11 protein-coding genes, 2 pseudogenes and 3 other annotated features are annotated in these 15,427 nt (G+C 35.3%); of the genes and pseudogenes, 2 read left to right on the top strand and 11 right to left on the bottom strand.

Annotation, left to right across the window (positions count from 1 at the left end; all coding sequences use genetic code 11):
• Nucleotides 1-12: 12 nt before the first annotated feature.
• From aroA to COL05_RS27645, 6 genes are all read right to left on the bottom strand, one after another.
• Nucleotides 13-1,302, bottom strand: coding sequence for a 3-phosphoshikimate 1-carboxyvinyltransferase (gene aroA / locus COL05_RS27680; RefSeq protein WP_098670917.1), 1,290 nt, complete (start codon nt 1,300-1,302; stop codon nt 13-15).
• Nucleotides 1,303-1,318: 16 nt separating this feature from the next.
• A complete protein-coding gene (tyrA, locus tag COL05_RS27675; RefSeq protein WP_098670916.1) occupies nt 1,319-2,419 on the bottom strand; it encodes a prephenate dehydrogenase in 1,101 nt (366 codons plus the stop codon).
• On the bottom strand, nt 2,412-3,512 hold the full coding sequence (hisC, locus tag COL05_RS27670) for a histidinol-phosphate transaminase (RefSeq protein ID WP_098670915.1): 1,101 nt from the start codon (nt 3,510-3,512) through the stop codon (nt 2,412-2,414). The genes tyrA and hisC overlap by 8 nt, the downstream gene beginning before the upstream one ends.
• An 18-nt stretch (nt 3,513-3,530) precedes the next feature.
• On the bottom strand, nt 3,531-4,703 hold the full coding sequence (gene aroC / locus COL05_RS27665) for a chorismate synthase (protein WP_098670914.1): 1,173 nt from the start codon (nt 4,701-4,703) through the stop codon (nt 3,531-3,533).
• Between the two features lie 53 nt (nt 4,704-4,756).
• Nucleotides 4,757-4,976, bottom strand: a binding site (T-box leader).
• A 9-nt stretch (nt 4,977-4,985) separates the two neighbouring features.
• Nucleotides 4,986-6,062, bottom strand: a complete 1,077-nt coding sequence (locus COL05_RS27655; protein ID WP_001273579.1) for a bifunctional 3-deoxy-7-phosphoheptulonate synthase/chorismate mutase — start codon at nt 6,060-6,062, stop codon at nt 4,986-4,988.
• A 194-nt stretch (nt 6,063-6,256) separates the two neighbouring features.
• Nucleotides 6,257-6,492 (bottom strand) — a binding site (T-box leader).
• A gap of 54 nt (nt 6,493-6,546) precedes the next feature.
• Nucleotides 6,547-6,783 (bottom strand) — a binding site (T-box leader).
• 108 nt (nt 6,784-6,891) lie between these two features.
• A complete protein-coding gene (locus COL05_RS27645) occupies nt 6,892-10,404 on the bottom strand; it encodes a DUF4020 domain-containing protein (protein ID WP_098670913.1) in 3,513 nt (1,170 codons plus the stop codon).
• Between the two features lie 150 nt (nt 10,405-10,554).
• Between COL05_RS27645 and COL05_RS27640 the strand changes: the two genes are divergently transcribed.
• Complete coding sequence (locus COL05_RS27640; RefSeq protein ID WP_000997708.1) at nt 10,555-10,992, top strand: YndM family protein; 438 nt, start codon at nt 10,555-10,557, stop codon at nt 10,990-10,992.
• A 150-nt stretch (nt 10,993-11,142) separates the two neighbouring features.
• Here COL05_RS27640 and COL05_RS32055 read toward each other — a convergent pair whose 3' ends face one another.
• From COL05_RS32055 to COL05_RS27625, 3 genes and pseudogenes are all read right to left on the bottom strand, one after another.
• Nucleotides 11,143-11,673: a cysteine hydrolase family protein gene (locus COL05_RS32055; RefSeq protein ID WP_257152606.1), complete on the bottom strand. Its 531-nt coding sequence runs from the start codon at nt 11,671-11,673 to the stop codon at nt 11,143-11,145.
• Between the two features lie 15 nt (nt 11,674-11,688).
• Nucleotides 11,689-12,222: pseudogene (locus COL05_RS32050) on the bottom strand (GNAT family N-acetyltransferase); the annotation flags it as partial.
• Nucleotides 12,223-12,235: 13 nt separating this feature from the next.
• Nucleotides 12,236-12,541 carry a YfzA family protein gene (locus tag COL05_RS27625; RefSeq protein ID WP_098670911.1) on the bottom strand — a complete coding sequence of 102 codons (306 nt, stop codon included), beginning with the start codon at nt 12,539-12,541 and terminating at the stop codon, nt 12,236-12,238.
• Nucleotides 12,542-12,641: 100 nt separating this feature from the next.
• On the opposite strand from COL05_RS27625, the pseudogene COL05_RS27620 reads away from it, so the two are divergent.
• Nucleotides 12,642-13,166 (top strand): annotated as a pseudogene (locus COL05_RS27620) (kinase).
• 18 nt (nt 13,167-13,184) lie between these two features.
• Here the strand turns inward: COL05_RS27620 and COL05_RS31110 are convergent.
• Nucleotides 13,185-13,859, bottom strand: coding sequence for a hypothetical protein (locus COL05_RS31110; RefSeq protein ID WP_142337691.1), 675 nt, complete (start codon nt 13,857-13,859; stop codon nt 13,185-13,187).
• Between the two features lie 230 nt (nt 13,860-14,089).
• Nucleotides 14,090-15,262 (bottom strand): 3D domain-containing protein, encoded by a 1,173-nt coding sequence (locus COL05_RS27610; RefSeq protein ID WP_098670910.1) that lies wholly within the window; start codon nt 15,260-15,262, stop codon nt 14,090-14,092.
• Between the last annotated feature and the right edge of the window lie 165 nt (nt 15,263-15,427).

Below are 15,427 nucleotides of genomic sequence, written 5' to 3'. Positions count from 1 at the left end.
TAAAGTTTCACTTTATTTAGCTAACTTTTGAAGTTCTTCGAAGAAGGTAGGGTATGATACGCCTACTGCTTCTGCATCTTCAATTGTTGTTTTTCCTTCTGCTAGACAGCCGGCAATTGCAAGCATCATTCCGATGCGGTGATCACCGTAACTATTTACTGTATTGCCTTTTAGAGCTGATTTCCCGTAAATAATCATTCCGTCATCAGTTGCTTCTATGCGAGCTCCTAGCTTTGTTAATTCTGCAACGACTGTATCAATACGGTTCGTTTCTTTCACTTTTAATTCATGCGCATCTTTAATTACTGTAATTCCTTCTGCTTGCGTTGCTGCTAAGGCAATAACAGGAATCTCATCAATTAATCTTGGGATAATATCTCCGCCAATTTCAATTCCTTTTAATGAAGATGTTTCAATCGTAATGTTTGCAGCTGGTTCTGATGATTCTTCGTTAATTGGCTCTACAGTGAACGTAGCACCCATTTTCTCTAAAACATCGATAATACCTGTACGAGTTGGATTCATCCCTACATTTTGTAATACTAGTTTACTATTTGGAATGATTGCACCCGCTACTAGGAAAAATGCAGCTGATGATACGTCACCTGGCACTTGAACATCTGTTGCTGTTAGCTTTTGTCCACCTGCAAGTTTCACTGTTTTTCCTTCGCGCGTTACTGTAACGCCAAATGCTTCTAGCATTCTTTCCGTATGATCACGGGAAATATGTGGTTCTGTAACAGCTGTTACACCTTCTGCACGAAGTCCCGCAAGTAAAATAGCTGACTTTACTTGTGCGCTTGCTACAGGCGAAGTGTATTGGATAGCTTTTAAATCTCCACCACGTATTGTTAGTGGTGTAAACGTTCCTTCTTCGCGGCCATCAATGTTTGCACCCATTTGTTTTAATGGATTTGTAACACGTTTCATCGGCCTTTTTGCGATAGATGCATCACCTTGTACGCAAGAGAAAAATGGTGTATTTGCCAAAATTCCTGACATTAAACGTATAGTTGTACCAGAATTACCAACATCTAATACAGCTTTCGGTTCTTGTAATCCTTCTAATCCTTTACCAACTACAGTGACTTCATCACCGTTTTGCACGATGTCTACTCCCATTTCTTTAAAACAAGAAATCGTACTTAAACAATCTGCACCGGATAAGAAACCTTTAATTGTTGTTTTTCCTTCTGCAATCGCGCCGAACATGACAGCGCGGTGAGAAATCGATTTATCTCCTGGAATTGTAATGTTGCCATTTAATCCATTGTTAACAGGTTGAATTGTTCTTTCCTTCACGTTTTCACCTTCTCATTTAAATTGTTTCATAAGTTTGGTATTTTTCTTCTCCAAGCACTAGTTTCGCTTGCATACGATCTTCTTCTCTTTGGAAGCTAATACGTAATACCCCAAGCAACCCTTCACGCGCTTCTAATATTTGCAAGTTTGTAATACTAATTTCTTCGCGCGCTAAAATGCTCGTAATGTGAGCCAATGCCCCTACTTTATCTAAAACATCGACGTATAAGTCGTGATAGGCAGGAATTGCCCCTCTTTTTCGTACTGGTAAAGAGTCACGGTATTCTTTCGCGTCTGCAAAATAGTTTTGAATCTCGCCTGCATCTCCGGTCGAAACTGTATCATATAAATCTTCCATTTCAGAGATCCACTCTTTTAATAATACCATTAAATGCTCACGATTTTGTTTAACAATATCACTCCACATTTTTGGGCTACTAGATGCGATACGTGTAATGTCTTTAAATCCTCCGGCAGCTAGTTGATGAATGAGCGGATTATCTCCTGCATGTTTCTCTACTTGCTTTACTAATCCAGCTGCGATAAGATGCGGAAAATGACTAACAATCCCTGTTACATAATCATGTTCTTCCGTATTTAAAACGAGAAAATGAGATCCTGTTCCTTGTAACCAACGCTTTAGTTCTTCCACATGTTCATTCGGCACATGATTCATTGGCGTTAAAATATAAAATGCATTTTCAAATAAATGCGCTTTTGCACTTTCAACTCCCGTTTTATGAGAACCTGCCATCGGATGTCCACCAATGAAAGAAACTTCCTTTGAAAATAAAGCTTCTGCTTCATTCATAATCGTTCCTTTTGTACTACCAACATCAGTTACAATAACATCTTCTCGTAAACGAAATGACGCTAGTTTGTGTAATAACTTCTTCGTTTCTTCAACCGGAGAAGCAAAAACAATTAAATGCGCCTCTTCACATGTACGCTGTAAATCTAATGCTACTTCATCTACTACTTGTAATTCTTTTGCACGTTCTACTTGTTCTTGAAATATATCATAACCTGTTATCGTTACATCGTGCTCTTTCTTAATCGCTAATGCGAGAGAGCCTCCGATTAAACCAGTTCCAATTAAAACTACCTTTTTACGCATTTGCCTCATCTCGAGACTTTCTTTTTATATTTTCAAAGTGTTGTTGTAACACTGAAATCACTCCTTCATTTTGCTCCCTTGTTCCGACTGTAATACGGACACCATTCGGGAACGGACGAATAATAAATCCTGCATGTGCACAAGCTTCATAAATCTCTCCCGCATTCTCAACTGGCAAGAAGATGAAATTTGTTTGTGATGGATAAAATGGAATTTCATTTTTCTTACAAAAGCTTTCATATTGTTGTAATCCCTCTGCATTTACACGAACTATTTCCTCAATAAACTCATCATCACTAAAAGCAATCGTCGCTGCTTTTTGCGCTAATGAAGATACGTTAAATGGCAAACGTACGACATTTAATTTCTCAATTAGCTCTTCCTGTCCAATCGCATATCCAACGCGGAAAGAAGCTAATCCGTACGCTTTAGAAAACGTTCTAAGTACAAGAATGTTTTTATGTTTTTCTAAAAGCGATAATGCCTCTGGGAAATCTTTTGCTGTTACGTATTCATAGTACGCTTCATCAATGACAATTAACGTATTCTCACTAATACCTTCAATAAATTGATTCAATTTTCGATTATTCACATATGTGCCTGTCGGATTGTTCGGATTACAAATCCATACGATTTTCGTATTATTATTTACTGCTGATGAAATTTCGTCTAAATCGTATACACCGTTATTTAAAGGAATTTCTTTCACTTCACAACCTTCAATAATTGCATGATGACGGTACTGCGGGAATGTCGCACCAGCTGTCACGATGTTATCTCCTGCCTTGAGTACTGCACGACTTATGATTTGAATGACTTCATCTAAACCACTACCGCAAAGTACTTGTTCCATTTGTACATGTAACTTATTTGCAATTGCTTGACGGAGCGTTGTAGCACCTCCGTCAGGATATAAAGCATGTTCTAACCACGATGTTTGCAACTCATCTAAAACACGTGGTGAACAGCCGAATGGATTTTCATTCGATGCTAATTTCACAAATGAATGATCTCCGTACACTTCTTTCATTTGTTCAGGTGATTTACCTGGTTTATATGGTTGTAATGACGAGAGTTGATCTTTTACTTGCATGTTAAAACCACCTTTTTATTAAAATTCTTTTGCGTATTTATTATGTTGCGTAATGTTTTGCTGAATTAACTCCATACGATCTTTTCCGAATTGTTCGACTAGTGCATGTGCAAGTTCCCATGCTACAACAGATTCAGCTACTACTCCAGCTGCTGGTACTGCACAACTATCAGATCTTTCAATACTCGCCTGGAAAGCTTCTTTCGTATCAATATCAACACTTGCTAACGGTTTGTATAATGTAGGTATTGGTTTCATAACACCTCTAACGACAATTGGCATACCTGTTGTCATACCACCTTCTAAACCACCTGCATTATTCGTTTTTCTCGTGTATCCTTGTTCTTCATCCCATAAAATTTCATCGTGCACTTTACTTCCTGGCTGTCTTGCTGCTTCAAAACCAACGCCAATTTCAGCACCTTTAAATGCATTAATACTCATAATCGCACCAGCAAGTTTGGCATCTAATTTACGATCATAATGAACGTAACTACCAACACCAATCGGCATTCCTTCTGCTATAACTTCAACAATACCGCCGATTGAATCTCCACTACTTTTTGCGTTATCAATCGCATCCATCATCTCTTGTTCTACTGATTTATCTAAACATCGAACTGGTGAATTTTCAGTAATCGTTTGAATTTCTTCTATTGATAAGTTTGAAACATGTTCTGCTTTTACTCCACCAATTTCAAGTACATGCCCTGCAATTTCTATGCCTAATTCTTTTAAAATTTGTTTCGCAACTGCACCAGCGGCTACACGAACTGTCGTTTCTCTTGCGGATGAGCGCTCTAGTACGTTTCTTATATCACGATGTCCGTATTTAATTGCTCCGTTTAAATCTGCATGTCCTGGACGTGGTTTTGTAATTGTACGTTTCATTTCTTTACTTTCTTTTTCCGAAATTGGCTCTGCACCCATTACTTTCGTCCAATGTTTGAAATCATCATTTTTTACAATTAGCGTTATCGGTGAGCCAAGTGTCATCCCATGACGAACACCACTTACAATTTCAACTGTATCCGTTTCAATTTGCATACGTCTTCCGCGTCCGTGCCCTTTTTGCCTTCTTAATAATTCTTTATTAATATGTTCCGCTGTTAATGTTAAACCCGCTGGTACACCTTCTAAAATAACTGTTAACTGCGGTCCATGTGATTCTCCAGCTGTAATGTATCTCATTTCTCTTGCCCCTTTACTATTTTTTTGTACAAAAAAGTCCCTACTGAGCGCTCAGTAGGGACGATGTTTATCGCGGTACCACCCTAGTTGTAGACTTCTTTCGTCTACCTCTCTTCTTCTTTAACGATCGTTAGACCGTCTTTCCCTACAATACTTTGCGGAAAAGATGCTCCAAGGCTGTAATTCATGCTTACCTTTGTACTGATTCACACCGACCATCAGCTCTCTTTAACAGGGAGATAAGCACTACTGTTTCCTCTTCAGCGCATATATGATATGGAATTAAGATAATTTATTTTTGAAACCTTTTAACTCATCCATGAATCTATGGAATTCTGGAATATCCATTTGTTGTGCAGAATCTGATAATGCAACTGCTGGATCTGGATGTACTTCAGCCATTACTGCATCTGCGCCAATTGCAAGTGCTGCTTTCGCTGTTGGTAATAATAAATCTCTACGTCCAGTTGAATGCGTTACGTCAACGATAACTGGTAAATGTGTTTCTTTCTTTAAAATCGGTACAGCAGAAATGTCTAATGTGTTACGTGTTGCTCTTTCGTATGTGCGGATACCGCGCTCACATAGAATAATTTGGTCGTTACCTTGTGCAATGATGTATTCAGCTGCGTTAATGAATTCATCAATTGTTGCTGCTAATCCACGTTTTAATAATACTGGCTTGTTAACTTTACCTACAGCTCGTAATAAATCAAAGTTTTGCATGTTACGTGCACCAACTTGAATTACATCAACATAGTCTAATGCCATTTCAACATCGTTTGGATTTAAAATCTCACTGATGATTGCTAAGTCGAATTCATCTGCTACTTGGCGTAAAATTTGTAATCCTTCTACTCCTAAACCTTGGAAATCGTATGGAGATGTTCTCGGTTTGAAAGCACCACCGCGCATTAATTTTAAGCCTTGGTCTTTCATCGCTTGCCCTACTTGGCGAACTTGCTCTAAGCTTTCTACCGCACAAGGTCCCATGATGAACGTTTGTGTTCCGTTACCAATCAATTCACCTTTTACATCAACGATTGTGTTTTCTTTTTTCTTTTTACGTGATACTAGTAATGCTTTACGGTTATCATCTTCTTGTAATTCTAAGCTAGCTTTGAAGATTGTTTTGAAAATATGTTGAACTGTTGATGTTTCGAATGGTCCTTCGTTATTCTCTGCGATCATATCAAGTACTTCACGCTCACGTACTGGATCAAAACGTTTCGTACCTTGTACTTGCTTTTGCTCCCCAATTTTTTGAACGATTTCACCACGTTTATTTAAAAGGTGTAATAGTTGTAAGTTAATTTCATCTACTTGTTTACGTAATTGATCTAATTCATGATTTGCCATTTGGAAATCCTCCTCTAATGTTTTAAAAATATAGTAAGAGAATGAAAAATTCTCTATTTTCTGAACTGATAAATTATACAAATTTTAAGTGGAATCGATACCTCTTCTTATTTTAAACGAATATTTACTATAAGGACACTATCTACTAGATAAAAACCCACTTTTTTGTACAAAAAATCCCTACTGATTCAATCAGTAGGGACGATATTTATCGCGGTACCACCCTAGTTGTAGACTTCTTTCGTCTACCTCTCTTCATTGTTAACGATCATCTGACCGTCTTTCCCTTCATAAAGACAATACTATCTTTACTACGAAAAAGATGCTCTAGGACTGTAATTCGCTCTTGTTTTTGTACTGGTTCGCACCAACCACCAGCTCTCTGTTACAGGGAAACAACAACTACTGCTTTTCCTTTCAACGCATGAATATTAAATTTTCAAGTTGGACCACTAAAATACAAAAAGTCCCTACTGAATAAATCAGTAGGGACGACATTTATCGCGGTACCACCCTAGTTGTAGACTAAATTTCCGTCTACCTCTCTTCACTGTTAACGATCAATTGACCGCTTTTTCTTCATAAAGACAATACTATCTTTACTACGAAAAAGATGCTCCAAGACTGTAATTCATGATTATCCCTGTACTGGTTCACACCAACCACCAGCTCTCTGTTACAGTAAGACTAACCACTACTGTGATCTCTTCATTGCACTTTGTTTATTCAAATGTTTTTTGAAATTGAATAAGTATGATTCGTATTATAGAACGCTTTTCAAAACACTGTCAACAACTTTTTATATATTTTTTCAAATTACACTTTTGTCCTACATTTCTTCTTGTAAATTCTCCAGAACAATTCCGATGCGAATTATCTCATTATCTATTGCATTTATTACACATTTTTCTACTCTATATCCAATTAATAATTCTTTTATTTGAATGATTTCAGTTTCAAGTAGATTAGCTTCCTGAAGCGTTTGCAGTAAAGTGAAAAATACGTTTGCATACAACTCTTTATACATCTTTATACTCTCAGTCTTTTCAAGTATTTCATGAAATAACTGTTTTAACTCCGTTTGATTCCCTTTTCCACTCACGTCTGAAAATGATTTACAAATTATCGATAACCCTCTTTCTACTATTTCATCCATAAATAATATAATACGTAAAAGCATTACATATTCTCTAGCTGTGATTCCCCCTATTTTCGGTCGCTCTCGCAAAAATATACTGAGCCAAGCTGCCCAAAATTTTTGTTGTTCTTTTGCACTTAACGTTTTGACGTAATAGCATAAGAACTGCATAAATTTAATTTTATTTTCTTCATTTTCTCGTATAAGTAAAGGGTATAACCAATCTGTTTTTTGCTCCCAATACAGTACACATTTAATAAATACAAAACTGAGCCATTTTAAGAAAGCTTCCCTCGTATGCGGATGTAATACTTCCAAATGTTCTACCGCATACTTAATAAATCTCTTCATTTCTGTAAATAAAGGTAAATTGATTTGTGTGTAACATAAGCCGGCCCATGCATATTTCGTAATCTCATTTTCCTTCTTTAACTCTAAGTACGGTAACAAATATTTTCGGCACCATTGCTTCTCAATATGATAAAGAAATGTAATGTCTGCTACTAAACGAGCTATCATAAAATTTGTCCGTTCTGTACTAATTCTTACTTGTTCTTCAAACAAAAATAAATATTCATACACATTACGATCGTATAAATGATCATATGATAACAGTTTTAATAATACTGCTGTCATTTTCCCAACAGGATGTTGAATCGATTCATTGTAAAAATCTTGTTTTGCCAGCTTAAAATCCGTGTCACTTTTCATGACTTGAGGGAATACCGAAAAAGCAAATCGTTTTACATTGCGTATACTATTTTCCTCTAACTCTTCTAATCGATTACTAATTTCATATAGAAAGCTACTAATTAACCAATGAAAAGCTGTATTTCTAACGAATTTCTGTAATAGAGGAATAACTTTTTGTATTTGTTCATTTGTCAGTCCTCGGTTATTTCGCCACTCTCTAATACAAACAAACCATACTTCATTACTTATTTCGTGCATTCCAACTAATTGATATGCAAATGAAATACTCCATTCTGTATTCAATTTACATGCTTTCGATAACATCTCTAAAAAATGACGTTGTTCAAAAACACCATCTTGAGAAAATTGCTGAACTTGTTTCATAATTTCTTCATCTTTCAGCTGCAATAATCCATCGGCAGTTACATTACAAGTAATACTTTGTTCTGCCGCAACTTTCTTTTGTACACTGTATCGCTCAGAATGAAAATGAGGATGTTTTTGCTTCATTAACTCATAACCTTTTGCCGTAGATGGACTATTCGAATCACAAGTGAATAATAAATCTAACACGAAACAAACATCAAATGCTCTTTCCTCCGCAAGGTCCTTTAATACAATTTGAATGACTTCTTCCTTTGTTTTTTCTAAAGAGAGTGCGAAATGATTTTTTATTAGTTGAAAAACTTCGTGCTTATACGTGACGTCTAAAAGAATTCCTTCCTGTAACAACCATTTCATTTTCTCATCGGCGCTAACAAATACATTTTTATTCATTGCATCAATTGCAATTCGATTTTGAAGTACGCTGTTTGCTTCTATCATTTCTGTAATATAATAATTTGCTTTTTTCTCATTGTTTTCACATAAATAAGCTAAACACTCTTTTACAATTTGAATTAAAAACGCTAGATCATTTTGTTGAAACTCTTTCTCAACATTTTCCTTATCCCTTTTTTTCATTGCCACTTGCCTTAGTGATAACATCCGCATCTTCTCTATTCCCATCATCATAATTGGAACGGCATAATAGGAAATATGTGGTTTCATCTTTTCATTCCAAATTTGTTCCACAAAAGAAAATGTAGACACGGGTAAACGACTCGATTCCTCAAGTTCTATTGATTCTTGCGTATCATTTCCCCACTTTCTTTCACGCTTCAACTTAAGTTTGCCGTCCAAAATAAACGTTAGTAACAATAAAGCAATTTCTTTATGCTCAGGAAAAGAACATTTTTGCAGTAAGTAAGAAATTGTTTCGATCGATTTACTATCTTTTTCAGCTGTTTCTAATAAAAGCAGTGTCCACCTTGCAAACAACAATGGGTCCATTTTCATTTTTGTTTCGTTTAAGTATCTACAAATTGTTCTCCATAACAACGGAGATAGTTTAGAATGATTCTTAAAAATTAATTGAAATAATTCCTTTTGATGACTAAAAAGAAATTGTTCCACTAACCATTTTGCAAGTAATTCATCTACCTCATTATAGTTTGATGTAATTAAAAATAAATTTTGTAATTTCCCCTCCGCTTCAAGCCATTCCACCCATTCATAATCGTGAGCAAATTCAACAAAGTAGCGGACTGTTTCAATTTTTTTTATAGATTGTTTTATGTATGATAATTGTTCCTGCTCTACTGACGGTGGAACTGTTACTATGTCACGAATTCGCATTCGTTTTGTAATATAATTATCACCCATTAACTCTGCCCATCGTTTTACTGCTTTAACGAGAGATTGATGATTATTACTTTTATTCGGATATACAATCGGCCGTATTCCTAAATGCTCCCAGTGGTACGTATTTTCCCCTTGTGCGACAAATGCATAACGTCTTGTACTTGGTGGTAAACCAGTTGCTAAATATTTCATTACTGGGTCATTATGGCTATATCCAACGAATAAAACGGTATAATTCGAGAATAAATCAACTAAAAACCTTCTTGCCCATCCTTCTGTCAAGTAAGCCCTTCCAAAATCACCATCTGTTAAAATTAACGCTTCTTTTTCTTGTTCTATATTGCCATGTATGTAAGCGAGTCCTTTAAACGCTCTACCTGTAGGTAACGCAGGTGCGTAATATACGTTTAATTCTCTATTCATTTCTTTCATCGCAGTTGTAAAATGTCGATCAAAATTTGTTGTTACAATGCGGACTTCTGTATCTAAAGGAAACAACCTCGGAATCGCATAATGAAGCGGATTCGGCTTTGACTTTTCAATATGAACTAAATCTCTTGCAACTTGATGTACATCTTTGGTTTTCGCAATTTTACCAAGATAATAATCATGTGGTTCTGTTATTTCACGTTTTTCGACATACAACGTTTTTGCAATTTCATCAACTAAATCATCAAAATTCGGTAAGTTTGATTTCCCTTTCATAGAAACTCCCGCTCCAACAAATAATACTAACTTTCCTTGTTCAAGATGATCAATTAACTCGTCTGGAATTTCTACTTCTGAAGTAATCCACACCAAGGATTCCCCCTTACCTAAAAATGTCATATACTCTCATTTTACTATAACATTTTTTCTTTGTTTTTTTAATATTTAGATAAAATATGAACATGAAAAAGTTTTATGTAAATATATCCGTTACAATGTATGAACTCCTATATTTATTGCAAAACTATGGATAAAACGGAGGTGTAAATTTTGAATGATTTCACAGTAGTGCTTATCAAGTTTATATCGTGCATTATCGCATTTAGTATCGGACTCGCTTTATTTTTCCCAGCAACGTTCGTCCAAATTATTTCGTTCAGTCTCTTCGTTACAATCGTATCTTATATGTTCGTTGATAAAATTATTTTAAATCGAATTGGCAATACTGGTGCCATTATGTCGGATTTTTTACTAACATATTTAAGCGTATGGATTTTCGGTAATATTTTATTAGACAACTATATGCAAATTGCATGGGGAAGCATCCTTTCCGCGATTGTCTTTACATTATCAGAAGTAATCGTTCATCGCTTCTCTAGCTCCCGCACAAGGCACCACAACGATAATATTCATATTAATCGCCGCTTTGCATATGGTACGGAGTTTGCTGAAGAGCAAAATATATTGGATAAAGATAAAAAGAAGTAATATTTTGATGCAGGAGCGCCCTTTTTAATTTTGTGGTGCTCCTTTTTTTGGCTATCATTTTGGTACGTGAAATTATATCGACGTTTCGACAAAAAATATCGACTTATCGACAATATTTGACAACATTTTTTCTAATAAAAAAACTACCTCTTATTTAGAGGCAGCCACTTTCAAATCTTTTAACGGAACAACATCAGCAAATGCTCCAAACACTACGTTATGATGCATTACAATGTCTTCCGCGCGTAACACGTCTGTATGAAACGTACTATGTGCATCACTCACTAACGTTACTTTATACCCTTCACTAAATGCTCTTCGTGTTGTCGTATCTACACAGTACTCCGTTTGCATTCCTGAAATGATAACGTGTTCAATTTCTTTTTCTTGTAATACTTCGTTTAAGTTCGTCTTATGGAATGAATCTGGCGTCGTCTTTTCAACAATACTGTCCTCTTCTTGTGGAGCAATCGCCTCATGCACTTTCCAGCCCTCTGTACCTTTTTCTAACGGATGATCTTTTGGTCCGTTATGTTGTACATAAATAACTGGAATATCATTAGAACGACATTTCCTAATAAGTTCTTGCAATATTTCTAAAAACTTTTCCCCGTTATGTACTGGCATTCCCGCTGTGTACATACCTGCTTGCACATCAATTACTATTAATGCTTTTTTCATTTCGCGCAGCTCCCTTTGTTTGTATTCCATCATCCAACAATCTTCTAATTTCCCCTCATGCAGCTCATGTTCCTTTAACATCTTCACCTTTTTAAATCCGCATTTTTCATAACATTTTAAAGCACGTTCATTATTTACTTTCGGGTCCATTGCGATTGCTTCTGCTCCCGTATTCTCCATAATATATGTAATTGCTGCCTGAACGAGTTTCGTTCCAATTCCTTTTCCCCAAAAAGTCTGTTCTCCGATAAATTGATCCATCCCCCATACATTTTGTGATTCTTCATAGCCATATAATGCTTTCCACTCAGAATCAATTGGGTACATTTGAATATAACCAATCGGCATATCATTAAACTCTATTACACATCTTTTTTCATGACTATTGGGATTATGTATGAAATGATTCAGTACCATTTCTACAGTTTGCGGATTATCTCGTCCTTCGTAATACTGCAGTACTTCTGGGTCTGTTAACCATTTTGAAATGACCTGTGCATCCTCTTCTTTTACGTACCGTACCGATACATGATCTTTTTGAAATAGCATAGAATACCTCTTATTAATTATTTATATTTTTCCTTGTTGTGAAATCTTTCATTGCACCTATTAATGCGTATGGTAACAATGTAATCGCAAAAAATGCTGTAAACACATTAAAATGAGGAATTTCATATGGAGTGAACCATTCCGTGAAAAATCCAGAATGTAAAATTCTATTTAAAAACTCTCCACTTGGCTTAAAATTTGGTGCCCATCCTGTGATTTCACAAATAATAAATAGTAATTGAACAATTATAAATGCCCCTAGATAGCGAAACCATGTCCGTTTCCAAATCGGCTGCGCCTTATTTAATTCATGTTCCATTTAACTCCCACCTTTTTATTTCCATCCTATTAATTATACACTTTTCACAGTCTTTTTGTTAAAATTTTCTATATATTCATTCATGCTGGAGGAATTCAATATGTCTAATCCTATACTTAAATCAACATTAATCATTCTTAGAGGAAACTCCGCAAGTGGTAAAACAACAATCGCAAAGCAACTACAAGAACATTTCGGACAAGGTACACTTTTAGTATAACAAGATGTTGTACGTAGAGATATGCTTAGAGTACACGACACAATGGGGAATTTATCGCATGATTTACTATTTGAAATTACGAAGTACGGAAAAGGAAAATGTGAGTTTGTTATTTTAGAAGGTATATTAAACAATCGTAGGTATGGTGAGATGTTAAAAGAACTAATTCATTATTTTGATAAAAATGCATTTACATATTACTTTGATTTATCATTAGAGGAAACTATTAGACGACATAACACAAGAGACAAACGACACGAATTTGGTGAAGATTCCCTACAAAAATGGTATAATCCGCACGATACTATTAAGGTTGCCAGAGAAACTATTTTTACAGATAACTTTACGCAAAAAGATATATTTAATACGATTCTTACTGATGTTGCAATCAAAAAACAAGACTAACAGAATATGTTAGTCTTGTTATGTACTTTGTATTTCAGTTTTTATAATTAAACAATCTTTACATAAATAATAGTATATATTCATTTCCCCAAACTGGAAATCAACTACTGAAATCAGTCCGCGTTCTTCGATATCTTGTGTAATTGTAGCAACATACTTCATCTCTTTAGAACAACTTGGACACGCCAAATTCTCTGGAAGGTCATCATATAATGGTGCCCCTAATAATCTACATACATATTCAGAACCGAACAAGTCAAAAGCTTCCCAGTAACTATCTTCATCTATAGGTATGTCATCATTTTTCATATTTATAAGCTTTACCGTTGTTTTTGGTAATGAAACTGGTAACTTATATTCCTCTTCCATTATCCATTCTTCTGTATTTTGCTGCTGTATGATTTGAATTGTTTTACCTCCATCACTTAACTGAAAATATTGCGGTTCCCACACCATCGCGCAATTCAAGCATGAAATTAATGGTAGAATGTCTAGCTCACTACTTTTAAGTTCAGCGATCCTCTCATCTTTTAAATCAAAACAGAATATTTGATGCATATTCTCACCACATAACTTACATACTGGCAAATTGCAATCTTCACCACCAAAGTAATGATTATAGGAATCTTTCCCTTCAATTACTCTATATCCTTTTAACTCATCGCAATGTGCGCCATATAATTCTGTTGTCATATTCTATCCTCGCTTTAAATAGATCTAATCCAATTCATTATAAATAAAACTAACACTAGAATACACCTATACTTTGAACTTAATTACACTATTACGAGTGAAAATACATAGTAAATAATTTGATATATAATATATTTACTTTTTATTTTCTGGTATCAATCATATTTACTCACAAAATAAAAGCCAGCCTCAATAAAGAGAACTGACTTCCATCTGGATCATTATAGTTCTTATAAAATTTTCACTTTAACAGTTTGTCTTCCCCAATTCATAGCTTTACTTTTTGAACCCATTAAAACATCAATACGATTTCCTTTAATAGCACTTCCCGTATCACCAGCGATAGCTTCTCCATAACCTTCTACCCAAACTTTAGATCCTAATGGGATTACTTTCGGATCAACCGCGATAATTCTCATATTCGGATTAACCGTTAAATCATGCCCCATCGCAGTTAAAACGTGTCCACCATATGTACCATTTTCACTTGGATCAGCAGTATATGCTGTCGCAACTACCGTTAATTCACGTTTAGCAGACTGTATGTTATTTTTAGACTCTTCTTTTGCTTCTTCCTTAGCTTTTGCTATTTCTCTTGCTTTCTCTTCTTCTTTAGCCTTTGCTATTTCTCTTGCTTTGGCCTCTTCCTTAGCTTTTGCTATTTCTCTTGCTTTCTCTTCTTCCTTAGCCTTTGCTATCTCTCTTGCTTTGGCCTCTTCCTTAGCTTTCACTATTTCCTGGGCTTTCTCTTCTTCTTTAGCCTTTGCTATTTCTCTTGCTTTGGCCTCTTCCTTAGCTTTCGCTATTTCCTGGGCTTTCACGTCTTCTTTAGGCTTTACTACTTCTTGTACTTTCACTTCTTCCTTAGGCTTTACTATCTTTTGTGCTTTAACTTCATCCTTAGCTTTAGCTGGTTTGTGTACTTTCGCTACTTGCTTCGTTTTCTCTTTAGCTGTGTTTTCAACTGGTGCTGTACTTGATAGAAAAGAAACGTTAACATAGGCTGTTTTTCCTTTATACTCAAATTGTAACCAACCGTCTTTTACTTGATGCGTTGATTCAATTACATCATCTGTTTTTAGTCTGCCGAGTATTTCTGATTCGGTACTTGCATCAGAACGGACATTTAACAAATTCGCTGTTACATAATATACATCTTTTGTAAACTCCGCACTTACAAAGACTTCTTTACCTTTTAAATCAATTTTTGACCATCCATCTTCCGTATGTATAACTTTTAACTTTTCTCCTTCTTTTACTTTTTTGACAACTTTTGATTCAGTAGTCGGTTTTTCACGTACGTTGAGTACATCTGCTGTTACGATTGTTTCTGCGGTAGCAGTTGTAGTAAATGCTCCCAATCCAAAAACAGTTGCTGTTGCTGCGCCAATTATTTTTTTCATATTAGCCTCCATTATTTTTTCGGTTTCTACCAAATACCCCCATAAAATTAGGAAAGCATTTGCAACAGTATATTAATACGACTTAATATACTGCTATTAAAACTCCTTACTCCAATACTATCAAATTCTCATTTTTAATTCTATATATTATAAAGTGAAACTTTA

The organism is Bacillus sp. AFS059628 (assembly GCF_002571225.1).
GTDB lineage: Bacteria > Bacillota > Bacilli > Bacillales > Bacillaceae_G > Bacillus_A.
Note: the sequence above shows the minus strand (reverse complement) of the source record. Positions and strands in the feature narration are given on the sequence as shown.

Bases quoted from the DNA above. Each gene is read 5' to 3' on its own strand.
- tyrA (WP_098670916.1), bottom strand. From the start codon at position 2,419: ATGCGTAAAAAGGTAGTTTTAATTGGAACTGGTTTAATCGGAGGCTCT.
- hisC (WP_098670915.1), bottom strand. From the start codon at position 3,512: ATGCAAGTAAAAGATCAACTCTCGTCATTACAACCATATAAACCAGGT.
- aroC (WP_098670914.1), bottom strand. From the start codon at position 4,703: ATGAGATACATTACAGCTGGAGAATCACATGGACCGCAGTTAACAGTT.
- COL05_RS27655 (WP_001273579.1), bottom strand. From the start codon at position 6,062: ATGGCAAATCATGAATTAGATCAATTACGTAAACAAGTAGATGAAATT.
- COL05_RS27645 (WP_098670913.1), bottom strand. From the start codon at position 10,404: ATGACATTTTTAGGTAAGGGGGAATCCTTGGTGTGGATTACTTCAGAA.
- COL05_RS32055 (WP_257152606.1), bottom strand. From the start codon at position 11,673: ATGAAAAAAGCATTAATAGTAATTGATGTGCAAGCAGGTATGTACACA.
- COL05_RS27625 (WP_098670911.1), bottom strand. From the start codon at position 12,541: ATGGAACATGAATTAAATAAGGCGCAGCCGATTTGGAAACGGACATGG.
- COL05_RS31110 (WP_142337691.1), bottom strand. From the start codon at position 13,859: ATGACAACAGAATTATATGGCGCACATTGCGATGAGTTAAAAGGATAT.
- COL05_RS27610 (WP_098670910.1), bottom strand. From the start codon at position 15,262: ATGAAAAAAATAATTGGCGCAGCAACAGCAACTGTTTTTGGATTGGGA.